Genomic DNA, 13,287 nt, shown 5'->3' with positions numbered 1-13,287 from the left:
ATCAAGATTTTAGACCCGTTATCTCACTTGTGGCAGAACCCCTGTCAAGCATGGCACCATTAGCTTAAACAAAGGGTCAGTAAAGACAGTTTAAGAGATGCGATCGTGAGTCAAAAAAAACACCTAATTTTAGGAGGAGTCGGAATCATCGCGATCGTGGCATTGCTCGTCGGCGCTTATTTTTTGCTAGACAAAAGCATCGCCGCGAGAGTCTCCAATCGAGTCTGCATTCCTTCTTATGTTGATGGCTTGGTGTGCTATTCCCAACATCAATCCTTAACTACCGAACAAACAACCAAAATTACGGTCAGTCCCGACGGCAAGATTTTGGCCAGTAGCACTCACGACATCATTCACCTGTGGAACCTGGAAACTGGGAAAAAACAGCGCACGCTATCAGGTCATCGCGATTGGGTGAGTGCATTAGCCATTAGCCCCGACGGTCAAACCTTAGCCAGTGCCAGCCTCGATCGCACCATCAAGCTATGGAATCTAGAAACGGGCCAGCTATTAAAAACCTTATATTCTGGACGGGCAACCACGATCGCCTTTAGCCCAGATGGACAGACTTTGGCCAGTGGAAGTCGTTTAATTAAGTGGGCAGATGGCACCCTAAGCCGTCCGGGGGTGCAGTTGTGGAACTTAGCCGCCCAAGAGTGGCAAGACACCATCGGCGATCAACCTGTGGTCGCGATCGCGTTTAGCCCCAACAGCGAACTTCTGGCGGCTGGCAAGCAAAAAACTTATCTCTGGCGTGTCAGCACCAAACAGCTTTTGCAGACCGTCAACTCTGGAGATCTAACAGCGCTCACCTTTAGCCGAGATGGAGAAACTCTATTGACGGGCAGCAGCCGCATGAAACTTTGGTCAGTCACCTCTGGAATGCTGCTACACACTTTTGGCATCGGGGCTTCTGACTTAGCGCTCTCCCCAGATGGGCAAACCCTCGTGGCGGCTGTAGGAGGCACCATGCAATTTTGGCAACCCGACATCGAAGATTATTTAGGAATGCTGCGCGGCTCCTCTTATAGTGGGCTGTCTGTCACCTTTGGCTTAAACGGAAACACCGTAATCAGCAGCAGCAGCGATGGAATTCGCATCTGGCACCCGAACAGCTTTGCGGCACCAGAGGGTTTCTTTGGGCAATAAAATCAATCAGATAACCCCTATAAATACTTTGATAACTGTTCGAGACTATACTAAACAGCTACAATTCAGGGTGATTGGCGTTGAGGGCAGGCAGATGCGGGGAAAAAATCGCCAAAAGCGGGCAACAAACGGGTTTGTAGTCTTCAAAAATATAGGATTGATGCTGACAGGCAGTGCCCTGATGCTGGCAGGTGTTGCCGTCATAGGAGCAGGACGATCAGGCGATCGCTGGTTTAACCGCGTTCAGAGTTTTCTCAATCCGCCGCCGTCTCAGCCTAAAGTTGAAACCCGATCGGTCGTCATTCAACAAATTCGCAACGCCAGTGAACTCACGACCGCTGTCTTCACAATGGAGGCGGTGATCCCGACTCAACAAGATGCCACTGTCGGCGGATTTGTGGTCGGCACAACTCGGCTACTCTATATCGCCTATGGAGAGGTAAGAGCCGGGGTTGATTTAAGCGTTCTCACACCTGAAAGCGTTGAGATGGTGGGTGAAACGCTGCGGCTGCGCCTACCTCCACCCAAGATTCTCGATAGCAAAATTGATGTCAATCGCTCCAAAGTCTATGACTATAACCGAGGGCTGCTAGGACTTGGGCCCGACGTTGCCCCAAATCTTCAGTCTTTGGCGCAAAAAGAAGCCCTTAAAAAGGTCAAAGATGCTGCTTGCACAAACGGAATTTTGCTACAAGCCAACGATCGAGCAAAACTCACCGTCACTCAACTGATCAAAGTGCCCAATGTTAAAGAAGTTGTGATTGAGACTCAAGCCCCGGCATCTTCTGCCTGTCAAAATCCTTAGTGATAATAAAAGCGTTCAGAACCGGGATCACTCTCTAGGCAGGTGATCCCCATTTTGCTTTAAGGTTAAACTGAGCGCAAATAAAAAGTTGATCTCCATCAATACTGACCATAATCGAGAGAGACAAATAGCGCTCACAGCGATACCAAATCGATTACTTAAGTAGCTTTAGACACCTTTTGTTTTCACTCTGTAGACTTATGAGTCTCTCATTGATTTTTAGTTTTTTCGTCAAATTTTGATAAGGTAGAGGGCTTTAAAATGCAGACAGTTCAATGTGTTCGATGTCCCAACTGTGGCAGTCATGCTGAACGGCACTATCTAGAAAGTAATCGGCTCACCCGAACTCAGTGCCCTACCTGCGATTACTTAATGATCACTTGCTCGGAGACTGGTAACGTCATCGAAGCTTATGCACCCGGAATCTATGCCCGACGCTAGTCACTCATTTAATATCCATTAATTTTTTAGGGATGTCGATCGGGCATCCCTAAATTTTTGTCTCAGCGTTGGCTAATCAGCAAATTCAAGCTTCAAGCGATCGCCTGAGATGCCCGTAACTGCCCACAAGCCGCATCTGCCTCCAACCCGCGCGGACGACGGACACTCACCGCGATGTGCCGCTCCTTCAACGTGTTCACAAACGCTTGAATGCGACGCGGATCTGGCTTTTGATAATCGACCTCACTAATCGGATTGTAAGGGATCAAATTCACATGACTTTGAAACCCGCGCAGGTGTTCAGAAAGCTCGATCGCGTGTTCGACACAATCATTTAATTCTGCTAGCAAAACATATTCAAATGACACTCGCCGCCCCGTCAGCTTGACATATTCGCGACATTCACTGAGCAGCGTTTCTAAAGGATATTGACGAGCACTCGGAATTAACTGTGTCCGTAGCGCTTGATTGGAGGCGTGTAAGCTAACCGCCAGTGTTGCTTGAAGCTGCTCTTCAGCCAAACGACGAATCTTCCCCGGAATCCCAACCGTGGAGATTGTGATCAACCGTTGCCCAATGCCCACATCTTCATTGAGCGATCGCACGGCTCCCAACACATTATCGGTGTTCAAGAGCGGTTCGCCCATGCCCATAAACACGATATTGCTGACGCGCTGCTGAAACACCTCTTGCACCGTTAGCACTTGATCAACAATTTCGTGCCGTTCTAAGTTGCGCTTAAAGCCACCTTTGCCAGTCGCACAAAAATCACACGCCATCGGGCAGCCCACCTGAGAAGACACGCAGACCGTTAACCGCTTCTCAGTCGGAATGCCAACCGTTTCGACAATTTGACCATCTGAGAGCTTCAGCAAGAACTTGATCGTGCCGTCTAACGCAGGTGCCTGAAAGTGAATCTGCGATCGCCCGATCGGATAATCAGCGAGATTTTCACGCCAAGACTTAGGAAACACTGAAACATCACTCAGCGATCGTGCCCCTTTCTGATAGATCCACTGGTGCAGTTGTTTTCCTCGATAAGCGGGCTGCTGCTGCTGCTTGACCCACTCGGTTAACTCAGTCAGAGACGCTCCGACAAGGGGTTGATGCTCGACACGATGGGCGGGTTCTAACTGCTGAATCACGGCAAAGGGTGGGGTAAATATCTTGAGTTGCTCTCTCAGACTCCTATCGTAATTCGCAATCGTTACTTGCTGCAAACTTAACTGATCGGGTTGCCGATTTAGAGTGCCCAGCTTTAATTCTTTTGAGAAAGAGCGACGGTTTTGTAGTTGTCTACTGTCTAATGATAGAAGTCGTTCACGGTCTGTGGTTCAGCTTGTTAAGAGCCTGACGGAACCGCTCTAATCGGACTATACTAAGAACAAAGGTACTGAAATTTGCAGCCAGTGGTAAATTATGCGTCTTCTCAGGCAGTTTTCTGAAGCGGTTAGTCTTTGGGGGCATGAGAATTTTGAGGATGAGAATACTCCTGACTTCTCAGACGAAGCTGGATTTGAGCTACTCAACCAGACTAACGAATCCGCTCGATCGCCCAATAATCTTGCAATTCCCGCGATCGCAAACTCTGTTCAAGAATGTGTAGTGCTAGAGCCTTTATCGTTTGAAGAGATTCCTCAAGCCGTGGATGCATTGCTGGCTCAAAAGGTTTTAATTCTCAAATGCGCCAAGATGCGATCGCCCAGCGAAGCTCAACGCGCTGTCGATTTTTTAGCAGGAGCGGTCTATGCGATCAACGGTCATCAGAGCCGCATCTGGAAAGACGTTTTTATGTTTGCGCCGCCTTCTGTGCGGCTAACCCGACTGCACGCAATGGTTCCTATTCAGCCGTTTGCTCTCTATTCAGGATGATGCGATCGAGCAAAATAAATGCTGCTTTCCTGTCAATTAATGGGTTTGTGAACTTTAGCGTATGGAATCGATCAATAGTCAACCCCAATTAAAAGATTTTGCCGTCTTTCCAAAGCACGTAGGCGTTTGGCAAGGTGATTGGATCAGAATCGATCACAACGCCCAAGAAACAACGCGATTTACGGGCTTATTAACGCAGCAGATTATCGACAATCAATGGATTCAAACCAACGAACACGAATTTCCTGATGGTAAGAAAGTCACTCAGAATTTTGTGGGTCGAGTGACTGGAACGGGCAGAGTCACGATCGAAAGCTCCGACCCGCCTTTTTCTAACTACTCAATGATCGCGCAAGAAGTCGCCGATCATCTGCTGGTCTTTGACATTTGCGACAAAGCAACGGGCAAAATTTTGGCGACTGAAACGATTAACTTAGTCCAACCCAATCAGCGCATCCGCACGACTCAATCGTTCTCGATCGAGGGAGTGTTTCAAGGAGTGATGCTGATTGTTGAACATCGAGTTGGCTAATCATTCACAATCTAGTTCACTAACAAAAAACGTAAGAACTCTCCACAGAAAGCTCCTACGTTTTTATGAGGACAACTCTATATCGGATTAATGTCCCGTCGTGATTTGCTTGCGCTCTGCTTCTAACAAATCAAGCAACGATTGATCGCCCCGCTCTTGAGCGGACTGCAAGCGACGTTGCAGATTGCTTAACAGGTTTGCCTGATGCAATTGACTCACTTCTCGCTGAGACACTCTTGCAGAAATGGCCTTCGATCGAGGTGCATTTGCCGATTGCGTCAAGGCGGTCAGATTGCCTTGAGCATCACGATCGACGTGATAAGTTGACCCACGATAGATCAAATCATAGGCTCTGGGTAGAGATGATTGAGTTTGGGGAACAGTCGGATCGACGTGATAGGTCTCTCCGCGATACATCAATGTGTAGGGTGCTTGAAGCCGCGGCGCAGACTTGACAGGTCGTCCAGCATTGTCGGGTCTAAATTGGGTTGGGTCGTAGTCGTAGGTATTGCCACGATAAATCAGTTTCATGGGTCGCTTCTCCAAAAATTTGTTTTGTTGGGTGAAGAGAAGCGCGTTCCTTCAGGAATATCCCTTACTTCCGTCTCCTCTGATTTGCGAGAGGGGATGAACGTTTTTCCTTCTGTATCCAATCATACAGTTTTTCAAGAAAAAAGGGTAATCATCCGATCGGGTGAAACTACGACTCATTGGGGGAATACCCGACTCTAGACTTTCATGTCATAACCAAAGAGATTTGGATCGACTTCGCCAAGCTCTAAATCTGCCAGCCCATATTGCGCCCAGCGGCGATCGACCATTGCCGCTACATCAGGGTCAGACACCAACGGCGCAGCCCACGGGCGATCGGTTTCTGGATACAGTTTCGTTGTCGCATCAATGCCCATCTTGCTGCCCAAACCAGGCTTTTCGGTCGCAAAATCCAGTGAGTCGAACGGGTTATCTGGCAGGATGAAGACATCTCTAGCGGGGTCAACTTTTGAAGTGATTGCCCAAACTACCGCTCTTGGATCACGAATGTTGATGTCTTTATCAACCACAATCACAAATTTTGTGTAGCTAAACTGCGGCAGTGCGCTCCAAAATGCTAACGCGGCTCGTCGGGCGTGACCGGGATAAACTTTGTCGATCGAGATCACGGCTGCCTTATAACTTAATGCCTCCATTGGCAAAAAGAAATCAACAATTTCGGGCACCTGCTGTCTGAGAATGGGCGTGTAGACGCGATTGAGTGCGAGTGCCATCATCGCATCTTCTTTGGGCGGACGACCGCTAAACGTCGTCAGATAAATCGGATCTTTACGATGAGTCATGCAGTGAAATCGAAACAGCGGCGCTTTCTCGTTCACACCGCCGTAATAGCCCATGTGATCGCCTGCCGGGCCATCTACTCCGACTTCTCCTGGTGTGACAGTGCCTTCTAACACGATTTCGGAGGTGGCAGGCACTTCTAAATCAACGGTTTTGCACTTGGCTAGATGAATGCCCGACCCGCTATAGAGTCCGGCAAATAGCCACTCAGAGAGATCGACCGGAACGGGAGTCGCGGCTGCCAAAATCACGAGCGGATCGACTCCGATCGCGATCGCCACTTCTAGATCCTGTCCCATCGCCGCCGCTTTTCTCAAATGTCGAGTCGGCCCACGCACCGAGAGCCATTGCACTGTCATCGTGTTTTTAGACTGCAACTGCAAGCGATATACGCCCACATTTGGGATTTTGGTTTCGGGATCTTTGGTGATCATCAATCCCAGGGTCATCACCTTACCCGCATCGCCAGGATAGACACGCAGCATCGGCAGCGTCGTCAGGTCTACGTCATCGCCTTTAACCACCACTTGCTGACAGGGCGGAAAGAGATCTCGATCGGGTTTTGCCCGCAAGACATCAAACAAAACTTTGCCCAGGTCGATCGCTTGAGAGACTTTTTTGGGCGGTCTGGGTTGATAGAGCAACGCCAACTTTTTGCCTAGCGTCTCCAATTCTTGCGGAGACTCCATATTCATTGCCCAGCAAACTCGCTCGACGGTTCCTAAGAGGTTGATCGCGACGGGGTAGGGAGAGCCTTTGACATTCTCAAACAGCAAGCCAGGGCCGCCACGCTGCAACATCCGATTGGCGATCTCAGCGATCTCTAGATCTGAGTCAACAGGGGCGCTAACTCGGCGCAATTGCCCCCGTTGCTCAAGCTGTTTGATGAATCCTCTTAGATCTCGCGCCATGATGAAGCAATGTAAAGTTCTATTCTCATTATGGACGCGTCAAACTTCGGTCAGCCTATGGAGTCGGTGGAAATTTCACGTTTTGCACGACATCGCCCGTTGCTCCTAAAGATTTGGCTGCCCCGTTGTTATAAGACACCAAAACGCCGCCTGCGTTGCCTAAGCTAATCACGACTTGCTTTTGTCCGCCCCAGGTTTTTTGAGTGCCCTTTGGCAAGGTGCCATCAAACGCAACTTTGCCATCTACCACCACTTCGACCCAGCTTTCCTCGGTTGCATCCAGCTTGACCGCAACGGGGCCGGTTGCCACAGGCGAAGCGCCAGGACTTGGTGCCGATGACGAGCTAGGCGACGTTACAGCTACTTTTGACGGCCCTTTTTGCGGGGCTGTGCTGTTAGCGCTCACAGGCTTGGGAGTTGGTGGTGTAGCGGGTTTAGAATGATTAATCAGGCTAGCGATAATCAGCCCTAGCGCGCCCAACCCGATCGCGCCTCCCAGAACATAGAGCCAGGGAGGAGGCTCAAACGAGGGGGGTAAAGTTTCGGTAGATTCGAGTTCTGGCGGCTCTGCCTCATAGATCGGCACGGGCGACTCGATCGCAAATTCTTTTGACAAGGCAGTTCCATCTAAGCCCAGCGTGTCAGCATAGCGACGAATAAACCCCTGAATAAAAACTGGTTCTGGTAATAGATCGAGTCGTCCTGCTTCGATCGCGCTTAACAGACGCAGCGGGATATAGGTTTTTGTTGCAACTGTTTCTAGAGCCACCGATCGCGCCTCGCGTTCATGACTCAGCTTTGACCCGATGGTTTTGAGTTGCTCTGCCTGTGTTGATGAATCCGAGTACTCCACTGCTCCCCCCCGTGGCTTTTTGTCACGATATCAGATATCTGCTCTCGATAGAACGATAGAGCAATTACTACTATGACAGTCAAGGGTAGATTCTAAGTATCAACAGACAACTTTGTCCGCTATAAATTTCAGTATGTTGGAGAAGTTAGTCACACCTCACTGATTCGACAGGCTTCTAGATCTCAATCCGAAGGCTATTTTTGCACCACTCTAATCGGATTGCCGTATCACTCAATCACTGTTCGATCGCCGATTGTTGAGGTGATGCGGTTGATTGAGGTGACTCGATCGGGGCTAGATTATCTGGCTTAAAGGCAATCTTGACGTTATCAATTTCGATGATGTGACGAATCATTTCCGCGTGTCGAGCCGCTTCATCTGCTCGCTGCATAAATTGAGCAGCAGAGAGAGATCGATTATTAGCACGTGCTTGGTTAGCCAATCGCCTCGCCAAACTCGCTCGTTCTTCAAGCGCACGGGCGGCTGTCCATAAAGCACTTTCAACCGCATCAGACTGCTCTACTGCCAAACTATCTACCGAATAGACGTGACCTACATGACAGCGATAGCGCATTAACCCATCGCTGTTTAGCTCCCACATGACACCCCCACACGATGGGCAGGTAAAAACCGACGGCTCTTTTTGTGGCTCTCCTCGCTCTGCCGCCGCTTTATCTTGCTGAATAATTTCTAGTTCGGGATCGCGTTGATCAGCGATAGATCCATTCCCGATCGAGGGTTGCGATCGGGCTAACACCCCTGCAATTTTACTCACTGGCAATACATAATCAACCGCGACATTGGCGATCGCGCTGGTCGGCATTCCATTAAATAAGGCTTCTTCTGGGTCTTGAACAATGGTAAGTCCGCCTTTTTGTTTGACCATTGCTAGACCTGCGGTGCCATCGTCTAACAGCCCCGTGAGAATCACCCCAATCACTTGCTGTTGATAAGTCATGGCCGCACTGCGAAAGAGCGGGTCGATCGCGGGTCGATGCCCATTTTCTTTAGGAGTGCGGCTCAAACAAACCCGCCCTGTCTCAACCATTAGGTGATAGTCAGGCGGTGCCACATAAATTTGTCCTGCTTGCAGCGCCTCGCCATCTTTGGGGTGTTTTGCCGGAAGTGACCCGGCTCGACTGAGAATATCGGGAAGCACACTCGTGCCATAGCTTGGAAAGTGCAGCACGATCAAAACAGCCGCCGCTAAATCAGGAGGCAGCAAGTGAACCAGTTGAGTCAACGCCTCGACCCCACCCGCTGAGGCTCCTATGACAATAATCTTAAAATTTTTGACATAAGTTGATTGAGCATCTGACATTAGAGTTTCCTTTTATTTCCCCATACTTACCAACCTGGCAGTAGTTGGAGCGCGGATTCACGATCGTTCCAGCTAGAGACTACTGCAATTGTGAGTGGTTTCTTGGCAATTAGGCACCTCCACAAAGGCGTAAAAACGCTTCGTTGCTTGAGCAATACGATCACTTTAAATTGACGTGAATTCGATGAAGCTTTTTGCCACGGTTGCAAATCCGGGCTGCCCCCTAAATCCCCCAATTTTGGGGATTTAGGGCTGAAGCGCTGAAGAACGGAGCGAAAGAACACATCGAACTGACGTTAAATTGGCGATCCATTTCGCCCCTGTTGTCTGTCTGCGGAATAATGGGATTCAAACCTCCTTTCTATCACCGACTATGGCAACCATTAACGACAACTATCTAAAACTCAAAGCAGGCTACTTGTTTCCCGAAATTGCGCGGCGAGTCAATGCTTTTGCTGACGAAAATCCTGCTGCGAAGATTATTCGTCTAGGCATTGGCGATGTGACCGAGCCGTTGCCCGAAGCTTGTCGCGCTGCCATGATCAAAGCTGTCGAAGATATGGGCGATCGTTCGCTTTTTAAAGGCTACGGCCCTGAGCAAGGCTATGAGTGGTTGCGCGAAAAAATTGCCGCTCACGATTTTCAGGCTCGCGGCTGCGACATTGATGCGTCTGAAATTTTTGTGTCCGATGGGTCTAAGTGCGATTCGGGCAACATTCTCGATATTTTTGGCGACAGTAATACGATCGCTGTCACCGATCCCGTCTATCCCGTCTATGTCGATACTAATGTGATGGCAGGTCACACGGGCGAAGCGAACGAGAAGGGTGAATATGAAGGGTTTGTCTATCTGCCAATCACCGCAGAAAATAACTTCACCGCCCAGATTCCTTCGCAAAAGGTGGATTTAATTTATCTCTGCTTTCCCAATAATCCCACGGGAGCCACTGCGACGAAAGAGCATCTCAAAGCGTGGGTTGATTATGCCAACGCTCACGGCTCCATTATTTTCTTTGATGCTGCCTACGAAGCGTTTATTAGTGACCCTGAGCTGCCTCACTCGATCTATGAGATTGAAGGGGCAAGAAATTGTGCGATCGAGTTCCGATCGTTTTCCAAAAATGCGGGCTTTACGGGCACTCGATGCGCCTTGACGGTGGTGCCCAAAACTTTGACCGCAAAAGCTGCCGATGGCTCTGATGTCGAACTCTGGAAGCTGTGGAACCGTCGCCAATCAACCAAATTTAATGGCGTGTCCTATATTGTGCAGCGCGGAGCCGAAGCCGTCTACTCTGAAGTAGGGCAAGCGCAAATCAAGGCATTGGTCAACTTTTATATGGAGAACGCCGCCATCATTCGTGACCAATTGACGATCGCCGGAATTGCAGTCTACGGAGGAATCAACGCGCCCTATGTTTGGCTAAAAACGCCCAACGAGCTATCAAGCTGGGATTTCTTTGATAAGCTGCTGCACACCGCTCATGTCGTTGGCACCCCTGGCTCTGGGTTTGGTGCCGCCGGGGAAGGTTATTTTCGCATCTCGGCGTTTAACAGCCGCGACAACGTTAACGACGCCATGAAGCGCATTACCGAAAAATTCAAGGCGTAGGGTCAACCCAACAATTGGGCAAAGCATTCAGCGTCCGTTCTCTCTCGAATGCTTTGCCTTCTCATAGGGCACAACAGCTTAGTTGACCACGGTTATCATCCAGTTTTGGGATAATCCTAAAATAGGTTTATCGTACCTGGTATATCCGTAGTGCTGAATTCAAAGCACGATGAAATTTACCTCCAGCTATGAGTACGATATATTCCGACGTTGTCTGATTGCGGCTCGAAAAGAAGCACAACTCACTCAGGAGTCTCTCGCTAAATCTCTTCAAAAACCTCAATCTTTCGTTGCTAAATATGAGAATGGTGAGCGACGTTTAGATGTCGTCGAGTTTCTCGTAGTTACTCGAATCATTGGCATAGACCCTTGCACCCTTATTAGGAAGGTTGAACAACAAATAGCTGAGGCATCTTGTGAGGAAAAACCGTGAACACATCAGATGTCATCAGATTAGCCTCTCAATATTTAGACGATTTAGCAGGACACACATTTGATGTTTTAGACGTATCTAAACCCGTGACTGTAAATGCAGCAGTCAATTTAGCTAAAGTAATCTCGAAGCTTTCGCCGTTACTAGGAAACTTAATCGAATTTAACACTGTTGAGTTCTTAAATAAGCAGAATGATTTTGCTGAATTTGGAACGTGGGAGAGGCAAGATCCGGGATTCCCAGACACTATTTTCGTGGGAAATATTCAACCAACACCAGGGTTAGAAATTAAAGCATGGTTTCCGTTGGCGACAGAGATAACTGCGCGATTCAAAGATAGCCAGAATCACTTTCAGTTTGATCAAACTCACGTTGTGATGTTGGCATGGCTACCTGAGAAAATTATTTATGGGAAGCCTCGCATTTTAGATGTGTGCGTCGTATCCGGCTTGTCAGTAGCTCTGGCTAGAGATACTCATTACCACAATCCGCCCGGCTATCTTGTTTTAGAACCAGAAGATACAACCCAAAGAACAGCAAATCTACAGCAAACAAACACGAGTGGCTACAAGTTTCAAGGTTCTGTGAATGAGCTTTTAGAGGCGCAAAAAATGGTTGATTCTTGGGGTGCTGAAGCCAAAATCTACAAGCCAACTAGAGAATATCAGCACCTTCTACGGGAGTTATTAATATGCTACAGATATAGACTAGACACTAACTTTGCGAAGTTGGATAGAATCGTGCATCCTGGCATTGAGGAATTCAAGAAACGTGTTTACAATGTTGAAGTTTCTGGGATGACAGTTGGACAATGGAACAAACTTCTGTCAAGCCGCCGAGAAGACAGAATCACACAATCTCTAGAGAAGCATTTAGACGTTAGAGAAGAGAGTATTGATGAACTTCTTGATTAAATCGCTGGACTCCATAGTAGAAATAGTCTGGATCAATCTCGCAAGAGTAAGCTTTCCGGTTGAGTTTCCGGGCTGCCAAAGATGCACTAAACAGTCCTCCAAAGGGTTCCCAGACTGCATCATATTTATCACTTGATGACTCGATAATCATGCTCATTAAATCGAGGGGCTTTTGGTTAAGATGTAATGCTTTTCCAGAGGTTGTTTTAACTCTTTCACCACCTCGCAAGGCTTGGCGTTCCCATACGTTAGTAAAACCATGAGGGCATTTAAACTTCGATCGCATTTTACTCCATTCTTGCCCTGTCAAAGATTGATTGCCATCTATAGAAAAATAAGGTTTTCCTTCAGGGCTACCATGCTCATTTGCATAAATTACTAGTCTTTCAAACATTTCTGGGGGTGGAAAGTACCACAAATGTCCTTGATCAAAATATTTTCTGGTGGCGGCATCCATTACACCACAAGCATCGTTTGCTCGTCGTAACGGCAATCTAGACCGTTTCCATTCTTTCAGTAACCAAGTTTTTAAGGGAAGTTCGTCAAACCTAACTTCTCTTACATATTGAACACAGACTTCTGTAACAACTGGGAATCTGCGAATTTTTTCTGTGTTAACATTTCCTGCGATGTGACCTTTGCCTTTATTCCAGACATTGGAATTAACATATCGCCAACCACACTTTTCTAAAATTGGATGTACTGTAGCCCAGCCAATTTCTGAGTTCCAAAACCAGAGTGTTGTACACGGCATCGCCGCTTTCGACCACTCCTCAATATGAGGTTGATACCAATTGGGTAAATTAATGTGATCGGATGTGTCTCCTTCAAAACCTAGAACACCGTAAGCGCCATCTGAAACGATTACAGTAGGCTGTTCCCAGTTTTTATAATGTTCAAGGCTATTACCTAGAGATAAAGCAACGTATTCATCGCTCCAGTCAGAAAAGTTAAGTTTGGTGTTTAGATTAACGACTTTTCCGCGACCAACTGTACTGGCAGCATTACATTTCAAAGTTTCTGTAGAACTAACTTCTGGATTAGATCGGCTCATTGATCCTTGCGGCTCTTCAAACTATGACTTATGCAAATTTATCCTATTTTAGGATATTTGT

At 48.0% G+C, this 13,287-nt stretch carries 14 protein-coding genes and 1 riboswitch; of the genes, 8 read left to right on the top strand and 6 right to left on the bottom strand.

Features of this window, described 5'->3' with window-relative positions; translation table 11 throughout:
• Positions 1-105: 105 nt before the first annotated feature.
• The 3 genes from C7B65_RS09740 (at position 106) to C7B65_RS09730 (ending at position 2,395) form a co-directional block, all read left to right on the top strand.
• Positions 106-1,149, top strand: a complete 1,044-nt coding sequence (locus tag C7B65_RS09740) for a WD40 repeat domain-containing protein (protein WP_073071123.1) — start codon at positions 106-108, stop codon at positions 1,147-1,149.
• A gap of 94 nt (positions 1,150-1,243) precedes the next feature.
• Entirely contained in the window at positions 1,244-1,954 is a 711-nt protein-coding gene (locus C7B65_RS09735) for a DUF4230 domain-containing protein (protein WP_073071121.1), read from the top strand.
• A 261-nt stretch (positions 1,955-2,215) separates the two neighbouring features.
• On the top strand, positions 2,216-2,395 hold the full coding sequence (locus tag C7B65_RS09730; protein ID WP_073071119.1) for a replication restart DNA helicase PriA: 180 nt from the start codon (positions 2,216-2,218) through the stop codon (positions 2,393-2,395).
• Between the two features lie 92 nt (positions 2,396-2,487).
• On the opposite strand, the gene rlmN is transcribed toward C7B65_RS09730, so the two are convergent.
• Positions 2,488-3,615, bottom strand: coding sequence for a dual-specificity RNA methyltransferase RlmN (gene rlmN, locus C7B65_RS09725; protein ID WP_317615812.1), 1,128 nt, complete (start codon positions 3,613-3,615; stop codon positions 2,488-2,490).
• A 199-nt stretch (positions 3,616-3,814) separates the two neighbouring features.
• Here rlmN and C7B65_RS09720 point away from each other — a divergent pair, with 199 nt between their 5' ends.
• Positions 3,815-4,267, top strand: a complete 453-nt coding sequence (locus C7B65_RS09720; protein WP_073071117.1) for a cell division protein SepF — start codon at positions 3,815-3,817, stop codon at positions 4,265-4,267.
• A gap of 61 nt (positions 4,268-4,328) precedes the next feature.
• On the top strand, positions 4,329-4,799 hold the full coding sequence (locus C7B65_RS09715; RefSeq protein WP_219898463.1) for a DUF3598 family protein: 471 nt from the start codon (positions 4,329-4,331) through the stop codon (positions 4,797-4,799).
• 87 nt (positions 4,800-4,886) lie between these two features.
• Here the strand turns inward: C7B65_RS09715 and C7B65_RS09710 are convergent, their stop codons facing one another.
• The 4 genes from C7B65_RS09710 to C7B65_RS09695 form a co-directional block, all read right to left on the bottom strand.
• Positions 4,887-5,330, bottom strand: coding sequence for a DUF4278 domain-containing protein (locus C7B65_RS09710; RefSeq protein WP_073071116.1), 444 nt, complete (start codon positions 5,328-5,330; stop codon positions 4,887-4,889).
• A gap of 40 nt (positions 5,331-5,370) precedes the next feature.
• Positions 5,371-5,435, bottom strand: a riboswitch (Glutamine riboswitch).
• A gap of 92 nt (positions 5,436-5,527) precedes the next feature.
• Complete coding sequence (locus C7B65_RS09705) at positions 5,528-7,042, bottom strand: UbiD family decarboxylase (protein WP_073071114.1); 1,515 nt, start codon at positions 7,040-7,042, stop codon at positions 5,528-5,530.
• Between the two features lie 55 nt (positions 7,043-7,097).
• Positions 7,098-7,895: a helix-turn-helix domain-containing protein gene (locus tag C7B65_RS09700; protein WP_073071112.1), complete on the bottom strand. Its 798-nt coding sequence runs from the start codon at positions 7,893-7,895 to the stop codon at positions 7,098-7,100.
• Positions 7,896-8,130: 235 nt separating this feature from the next.
• Positions 8,131-9,216, bottom strand: a complete 1,086-nt coding sequence (locus C7B65_RS09695; RefSeq protein ID WP_073071111.1) for a chemotaxis protein CheB — start codon at positions 9,214-9,216, stop codon at positions 8,131-8,133.
• A 373-nt stretch (positions 9,217-9,589) separates the two neighbouring features.
• Here C7B65_RS09695 and C7B65_RS09690 point away from each other — a divergent pair, with 373 nt between their 5' ends.
• The 3 genes from C7B65_RS09690 to C7B65_RS09680 all read left to right on the top strand — a co-directional run bounded on the left by C7B65_RS09690 (position 9,590) and on the right by C7B65_RS09680 (position 12,172).
• Entirely contained in the window at positions 9,590-10,825 is a 1,236-nt protein-coding gene (locus C7B65_RS09690) for an LL-diaminopimelate aminotransferase (protein ID WP_073071109.1), read from the top strand.
• Positions 10,826-10,994: 169 nt separating this feature from the next.
• Positions 10,995-11,258: a helix-turn-helix domain-containing protein gene (locus C7B65_RS29585; protein WP_073071108.1), complete on the top strand. Its 264-nt coding sequence runs from the start codon at positions 10,995-10,997 to the stop codon at positions 11,256-11,258.
• Entirely contained in the window at positions 11,255-12,172 is a 918-nt protein-coding gene (locus C7B65_RS09680; RefSeq protein ID WP_073071106.1) for a hypothetical protein, read from the top strand. The genes C7B65_RS29585 and C7B65_RS09680 overlap by 4 nt, the downstream gene beginning before the upstream one ends.
• On the opposite strand, the gene C7B65_RS09675 is transcribed toward C7B65_RS09680, so the two are convergent.
• Positions 12,138-13,226 (bottom strand): DNA methyltransferase, encoded by a 1,089-nt coding sequence (locus tag C7B65_RS09675; RefSeq protein WP_073071104.1) that lies wholly within the window; start codon positions 13,224-13,226, stop codon positions 12,138-12,140. The genes C7B65_RS09680 and C7B65_RS09675 overlap by 35 nt on opposite strands.
• Positions 13,227-13,287 lie beyond the last annotated feature (61 nt).

The organism is Phormidesmis priestleyi ULC007, assembly GCF_003003695.1.
GTDB lineage: Bacteria > Cyanobacteriota > Cyanobacteriia > Leptolyngbyales > Leptolyngbyaceae > Phormidesmis_A > Phormidesmis_A priestleyi_A.
The sequence above is the reverse complement of the archived record's forward strand: the minus strand, read 5'-3'. Positions and strand labels throughout refer to the sequence as shown.

What these genes read in the sequence shown, in the direction of transcription:
- C7B65_RS09715 (WP_219898463.1), top strand. Translation starts at nt 4,329, where the DNA reads ATGGAATCGATCAATAGTCAACCCCAATTAAAAGATTTTGCCGTCTTT.
- C7B65_RS09690 (WP_073071109.1), top strand. Translation starts at nt 9,590, where the DNA reads ATGGCAACCATTAACGACAACTATCTAAAACTCAAAGCAGGCTACTTG.
- C7B65_RS09695 (WP_073071111.1), bottom strand. Translation starts at nt 9,216, where the DNA reads ATGTCAGATGCTCAATCAACTTATGTCAAAAATTTTAAGATTATTGTC.
- C7B65_RS29585 (WP_073071108.1), top strand. Translation starts at nt 10,995, where the DNA reads ATGAAATTTACCTCCAGCTATGAGTACGATATATTCCGACGTTGTCTG.
- C7B65_RS09730 (WP_073071119.1), top strand. Translation starts at nt 2,216, where the DNA reads ATGCAGACAGTTCAATGTGTTCGATGTCCCAACTGTGGCAGTCATGCT.
- C7B65_RS09735 (WP_073071121.1), top strand. Translation starts at nt 1,244, where the DNA reads ATGCGGGGAAAAAATCGCCAAAAGCGGGCAACAAACGGGTTTGTAGTC.
- C7B65_RS09710 (WP_073071116.1), bottom strand. Translation starts at nt 5,330, where the DNA reads ATGAAACTGATTTATCGTGGCAATACCTACGACTACGACCCAACCCAA.
- C7B65_RS09675 (WP_073071104.1), bottom strand. Translation starts at nt 13,226, where the DNA reads ATGAGCCGATCTAATCCAGAAGTTAGTTCTACAGAAACTTTGAAATGT.
- C7B65_RS09720 (WP_073071117.1), top strand. Translation starts at nt 3,815, where the DNA reads ATGCGTCTTCTCAGGCAGTTTTCTGAAGCGGTTAGTCTTTGGGGGCAT.
- C7B65_RS09705 (WP_073071114.1), bottom strand. Translation starts at nt 7,042, where the DNA reads ATGGCGCGAGATCTAAGAGGATTCATCAAACAGCTTGAGCAACGGGGG.